Genomic DNA, 5,867 nt, shown 5'->3' on the forward strand with positions numbered 1-5,867 from the left:
GGTGGTGTCTTTTAGTTTCTTAGCTTCAGCCTGAATTTGACAAGCTAATTCAAAATTTTTACTGGCTTCATCAAATTCCAGTGACGACTGTTTGTATTCATCGGCAACTTTTTTGTGGAAACCAATAATGCAGGTAGGTGTCAGTAATGCACGTTCGATTTCCCAATCGTTCCAGATGTCTAATGCAGTTTTAAGTGCATGTTCATCCTTTCGCAAATGGTATTTTGCGAGCTGATAAGCCTCACGGCAACTGAGCCAATTTGTGGGCGATGGTAGTTTCACCATAAATAGTTTCGCTGGTGTTACATAAGTCTAACGAGCATTTTGCGACTAACTACACCATTTAGCAGTTTTCAGAACTGGATACAAAAACCCACCGCAAAATAATTAGGTAACCCGCCGAAACAAAAAATAGCTTGCCGCCGTTATTGCGCTAGAGGATATAGTCTACGATGCTGCACAGTTAAATAGATTTAAGGTTTATGTGGGTCTGGCGGCGCTGCTGCTGGTGTCCATTGCCGACCAAGTCCAACTATGCCGGTCCAGATTTATGGACGCGGCCATGGCGGCATGGCGACAACCCCTTAAAGCCTGTCCACAACAGGGTTTATGGCTGTTGGCTGCATGGCGGTCCAGGCTTGCGTAACTGCTCAATAGACAGGTACGCGGAATTCCACGGGGTTCCATGGAGGCTAAAAAATTCCATGGCGGTCCATGGTGCTTTTGTCAATGCTTTTTTCTATGCAATGCCTGCATAGCTTTTTTCCATGGCGTTCCATGGTCGATCATGGAGCGTTCCGTGCCATGGCGGCATTCATTGACTCTCTATCTATGACATCCATTGCCATGGCTCAAATGGCCATAGTCCGATCCTTTCAACCTGTTGGGGGTAGAAGGGGCTGACTATGGGCAACCCATTTTCTCCTTTTCAGCCATTATCTCGGAAATCTTTTTTAGTACAGCGACCTGTTCTGGGTCGCCTATACCGCGTTTAAGTTGACCAATCGCCTCTTGATAATATCCGGGGTAAAGCTCATTTTCTTCGTAGGCAGAACGAGAATTTGTTATAGCTCTGTTCCTCGCCAATTGGCTGACAAGTTGCATCTCAGGAGTATTGGCAAGCCTAACCAATGCGTTTTGCATTGCATCACATTTAACGTAATCAACCCCCGCAGCGTCAACAGGTGAAGTAAACAAAGCAAGTCCAAAAGATAAAACTATTAAACTCTGGTGTGGTTTCATTTTGATAAAAATGCTCCTACTTACTCGTTAGCCTACTGCCGGCGGCAACAGCGTCCAGCGTCTCCCGCGCTTTTCAATGCCGCACCGTGCCATTGCCGCTGTTTCGCTGCTGATGCCGGTGCCGATGATCCATTGAATTTCGGCTTTTGTCAGTGGCAGTCCAGTTGATTGCGCCATGGTTGCCGCCTCCAGCCGCTTCAACAGAATTTCAGGATCGTTAACCGGTTCATCAGCGGGAATGGCTGAAATGGCCGCTGGTGGTGTTGTGGCTATGGCGCTGCTGGTTTCGTATTTTCGTTTGATATCTGGTAGGGACATCCCACGGCGATGATCCGCCAGAAGCTGATTCATCATTTTCAGAACTGGACCAGTCAAAAGCACCAATGGTTTGGTTCCGGCGCCCTTGGTTTTTTCTGGTTCAATCCCGTGTTGCTTGACCAGTGCCAAAAATGAATAGGCGGTACTTTTGCCAATTTCATTTGAAGCTGCCCATTCGTTCAAAGGTTGTCCATCCACCTCGGCTTCATGCTGCTGGTCCATGGGCACCAGGCCGGCGCTGTCCATCGAATTAATATTGCTGACCCATTGTCCATGCCATTCCATGCAAGTGCAAATCTGTTCCAGAAGCGTTCCAGAAGAATTTGCCGTTACTGGAACAAAAACGCCTCTTCTGGAACATTTGCCAGCTTTTTAGTAGGCCATGATCGTCCATGGAAATTTCTACTGGAACAAACGGCCCTTCTGGAACGCTTCTGGAACGCTTCAAACCCAGTCCACCATTGACTTGTTCCAGATGTTCCAGATGTTCCAGAAGAATCTCAGGACTTTCCTTTTTAGCTTTTGATGGCAAAAACGGCGGTTTAGGGGCCGATGGAGCGTGAATGCAAGTGTTGGGAATTTGCTGGAACATCTGGAACAGCCCCACGGAGACCAAAAAAAAGCCACCGGTAGACCGATGGCAATTCATGATGACAATGGCAAAAACAGTTATTTAGAAAATATTGGCCAAATCTTCCTGATGGTCAGCTATAGCAGCTATGTTGGTAACTTTTTCAAAACCATTAACTGGACTGTTATCCTCGCGGCGCTTTTTTCTTATCCACCCAAGCCGATCCATAATTGAAGCCAGAATTTTGTAATGCCCTGCATTAGCACGGTCTGATTTAACTTCTGTCATCGCCAATATTGAAGACGATGAGACAAACGTACCTATGGGCAACCCGCCAATTTTTTCATTTAGCAAATCTTCCCATGGATGGGTATGAGTTGCAATGGCGCCGCGCTCATTATTTGCAATGGCCAGTTGATCGTTATTTTCCAAATAATACGGCATGCCGCTCTCTAGCTCTAAAAGTGATTGCCGCCATAGCGCATCCCTGAATTCCTCAATTAGTTTCGGATTTGATTTCTTTGCAACATGGCAAACTAAAAAGCGCCGCGAACCAGTGGGATCATTTAAGAATTGTTTTTGATTAGTGGTGCCAAAAAGACAACAGCGGCGCGGATGTTCTGTAACTTGTGTTTCGTATTTTTCCACATAACAGTCAAATTCTCGCGTAATCCAACTTTTGAATTCTGCAACATCTCGCGTCATCGTAAGTTTTTCAATTTCGCTAAATTCATGCAGGAATGTACTGTTAAAAGCCGATAGCGCATCTTTGCTATCAAAGTTGGTGTGTGTAGTCTCATCGTACCAGCTCCTATTTGGCGACAATGCTTTTATGCTGCCGCTTTTGCAATCACCCTGCAATCCTTCAAAAATCAAAAGGCTATCTAGTTTGCAGCCGGGGTTTAAGCCACGGTTGGCACATGCTCTCAAATGTAGCCGGAATAGCTCGATAGATTGGGAATCGTTTTTATCAAATCCAAAGCCTTTTGATAATTGCTCATTGCTTACCAATGGCAAATCTAATTCCCGCAGGCTATTGAAATAATCAGCCACTGGATTGTATGAATATTGTTTGGCAACTTCTAAAAACACATCTTTAGCAGTTTCCTTTTTCGCTTCAATTCCAAACTTGTCTGCCAAAATGAGATATGCCATCTTAGGTTCTGTTGTCTTTCCATTAAATTCAACTAGGCGTTTTAGGTCGTTCCATTTAATGTCTAGGCAGCGACAAAAAGCCAGTAGATTTTGGGTATTTGCTTTTTCCTGCGCTTTTTCCAGAAGCCCTTGATAGTCATGGTCGGCAACTAGTTTTTCAACCGTTGAATTAGCTTTTGGCTTGTAGCCATTAGCCATTGCCATTTTGATAATAGTGGCAATAGACAATGGCTTTTTATTGGGAAATTTCTTCGCCCATTGATCCGCTGTCTTAAATCCTTTCCACTTGTAATGAATCTCTTTTTCATCGTAATTTGGCAACTTCTGGCAAAAGTTAAGCCAAATATTTTTGCTGTCCTCACTGGGATCTGCCATCTTCAGTGCCATTCCCAAATGGAGCCATGGCCAGTAGCTCTCGAAATCAGCGGGAACCAAATGGCTGACAATCACTTGCAATGTTTCAATATCTGCTGACGGCGGCAGCGTTGAAGCTGCATCGCTTGTTTCAGCAAATATCAATGGCGAAATTAACCAATCCGGCGCCTCTGCTGGTTTGCTGATTTCCGCTGGACTGCATCCATCCAAATAGAAATAGCCATCTGTTTCAGGATGATCTCCAATGATGACGGCTTGCCGACCATTCCATAGGATTTCTAAACCCGGAAATTCTTTTGAATTGGCCCCTATGCCAGTAATAAATTCATGCAGACTAAAATCATTTACTGTCAAAAACAGTTTTTTACGATCCGGCTTGCCGCTGCTGTTGGCAATGGTTGCCGGTAATGCCGCTGATGGCTGTCCCGTGAGCCTCTGAAACGATGTCTCACCCTCAGGGCCATCGAAGTCCACCACCAGAGCCCCGCCACTCTGCTGGCCCGTAATTACGCCAATAGCGCGGATATGGCGGCTGGTCTTCAGCTCGTCACGGTCGGCAGGGTTTGATGGCCATCCATGGGCAGCCACTTCGCCCGTGAGGTGGTCTATGGGGATCTTTTTGCCATTGCATCCCACCAGTGCAAAATCTTCCGGCAGCTCGTCAATGAGCGTTGCCATGGACGGCGGCGCCATAGTCATGGCCCCACCTCCAGCATGGATGGGCATGATGCAGTGAATGGGCAGCCACCATGGGCCGACCCTTGCCAGCGGCTATGGGCCGCTGCTACAGTTATGGAGAATTTCATTTTGGTTTTTAAGCGCGAGACCCTTTTGCCGAGGGTCCGCGCTTTTTTTTGTGAGTTGGAGGGGAATTGAAAAATTTGGCTCATTGAAGCGCACTTCGCCATTGGTGGCTAGGGCTGATTTCTAGAAAGGACAGAGATCCATTTCAGTCTTCTGTTGCCACTGCCTAATCACTGCAAGTGCTTTTGTTCCTATTCCTTTCATTTGCAATAGATCAACATCACTCATTTTTTTTAGTTGGCTAAATCGTTTAATTCCGTAAGTAGTCAACGCTTGATATGCCGCGCCTGTAATATCCCTTTTGAGAATAGGCGGATCAATACGATTGAGCCTGTCACTAGCTACAAACTTTTTAGTCCACGGTGGTGATTCTTCCAATTCTGTTTCCATTGCCATGCGTATGTCATTAGGTGAATAGCCGGGGACAACGAAACTAATTGATCCATCATGAGGAACAACTACCTTCGTCCATCCATATTGGGGATCGGTAGCCTTATCAACAATGCCTATTGCCCATGGTTCGCCATAGCGATCATTCACGGCGACCATGTCACCGGGCTGATAAATTTTCACGTTGGTCATGTCCATGGTTCAAGCCTCCACCAAATGGTCATCCTGCAAATCGACAGCCAGACTGACGACCGCAGCGCGAACAAATGCATTTCGCGTAACATTGATTTGAGCAGCGGCCCTTGCCAGCACTTGCCTTTCAGTATTTGTCAGCCGTACGCTGAATGGGTTGGTCGGGGTGTTTTGCATAATGAAGTTTTGTAACACCTCTTAAGCCTAACCACCGTTTTTCGACCTGACCCATGAAAGTAGTGGGCCGCAGGGTTAAGATACGGTTAAGATCCATGGTGGGGCTAAATATCAAATTGCCACAAAAAAGGCCTAGAAATCCGACGATCCCTAGACCTAATTTGATTTAACCACCAGGAGTGGCGGATGATGAGCCCGCCAATATCAGTATAGACGATAAAAAAGGGGCGGCTACGTTACTTCCGCCCGTTTGACATCGAGGACGTTAAGGCGCTGCAAAAAACCGCCTCAACCTCTACATACTAGCGAAAGTTTCCGACCTAGAAATTCCCAGTCGGAATCATATGGCTCCATTTTTAAATTCCTGATGCTGTTGGAGATGACAATCTGCTGCTGCGCGTGAGATTATCAACATTGTCGGAATTCAGTTTTGAACTCCAATTAGGAGTACGCCACATATTTTCCAAATCACGGCGGTCAAAGTTTCCGCCAAATTCATTAGTTTTCTGTTTCCAATCGGGGGCCATTTGTCTGCCAGCCATTGGCTGAACTCGAATTGCAATTGGATTTTGCTTTTGATTTTTCATTTTGATTTAGTAGTTGTGGGGACGTTGGTGTCTTTTAGTTTCTTAGCTTCAGCCTG

Annotated in this window: 7 protein-coding genes; all 7 read right to left on the reverse strand. The window is 46.0% G+C overall.

The window, feature by feature from the left end:
• The coding region (locus KBY72_RS13980; protein WP_254993826.1) for a hypothetical protein at positions 1-285 on the reverse strand (285 nt) is incomplete at its 3' end.
• Positions 286-903: 618 nt separating this feature from the next.
• Complete coding sequence (locus tag KBY72_RS13985; RefSeq protein ID WP_254993827.1) at positions 904-1,242, reverse strand: hypothetical protein; 339 nt, start codon at positions 1,240-1,242, stop codon at positions 904-906.
• Positions 1,243-1,269: 27 nt separating this feature from the next.
• The gene (locus KBY72_RS13990) at positions 1,270-1,806 is read right to left on the reverse strand and encodes a hypothetical protein (protein ID WP_254993828.1); all 537 of its coding nucleotides are present in this window, start codon (positions 1,804-1,806) and stop codon (positions 1,270-1,272) included.
• A gap of 4 nt (positions 1,807-1,810) precedes the next feature.
• Entirely contained in the window at positions 1,811-2,167 is a 357-nt protein-coding gene (locus KBY72_RS13995; protein WP_254993829.1) for a hypothetical protein, read from the reverse strand.
• Between the two features lie 66 nt (positions 2,168-2,233).
• Complete coding sequence (locus tag KBY72_RS14000) at positions 2,234-4,360, reverse strand: VapE domain-containing protein (protein WP_254993830.1); 2,127 nt, start codon at positions 4,358-4,360, stop codon at positions 2,234-2,236.
• 228 nt (positions 4,361-4,588) lie between these two features.
• Entirely contained in the window at positions 4,589-5,053 is a 465-nt protein-coding gene (locus KBY72_RS14005) for a hypothetical protein (protein ID WP_254993831.1), read from the reverse strand.
• A gap of 527 nt (positions 5,054-5,580) precedes the next feature.
• On the reverse strand, positions 5,581-5,811 hold the full coding sequence (locus tag KBY72_RS14010) for a hypothetical protein (RefSeq protein ID WP_254993832.1): 231 nt from the start codon (positions 5,809-5,811) through the stop codon (positions 5,581-5,583).
• Positions 5,812-5,867: the final 56 nt, after the last annotated feature.

The organism is Cyanobium sp. BA5m-21, from assembly GCF_024346235.1.
In the GTDB taxonomy this organism is placed as follows: Bacteria; Cyanobacteriota; Cyanobacteriia; order PCC-6307; family Cyanobiaceae; genus Cyanobium_A; species Cyanobium_A usitatum.

What these genes read in the sequence shown, in the direction of transcription:
- KBY72_RS13985 (WP_254993827.1), bottom strand. Translation starts at nt 1,242, where the DNA reads ATGAAACCACACCAGAGTTTAATAGTTTTATCTTTTGGACTTGCTTTG.
- KBY72_RS13990 (WP_254993828.1), bottom strand. Translation starts at nt 1,806, where the DNA reads ATGGACAGCGCCGGCCTGGTGCCCATGGACCAGCAGCATGAAGCCGAG.
- KBY72_RS14000 (WP_254993830.1), bottom strand. Translation starts at nt 4,360, where the DNA reads ATGACTATGGCGCCGCCGTCCATGGCAACGCTCATTGACGAGCTGCCG.
- KBY72_RS14005 (WP_254993831.1), bottom strand. Translation starts at nt 5,053, where the DNA reads ATGGACATGACCAACGTGAAAATTTATCAGCCCGGTGACATGGTCGCC.
- KBY72_RS14010 (WP_254993832.1), bottom strand. Translation starts at nt 5,811, where the DNA reads ATGAAAAATCAAAAGCAAAATCCAATTGCAATTCGAGTTCAGCCAATG.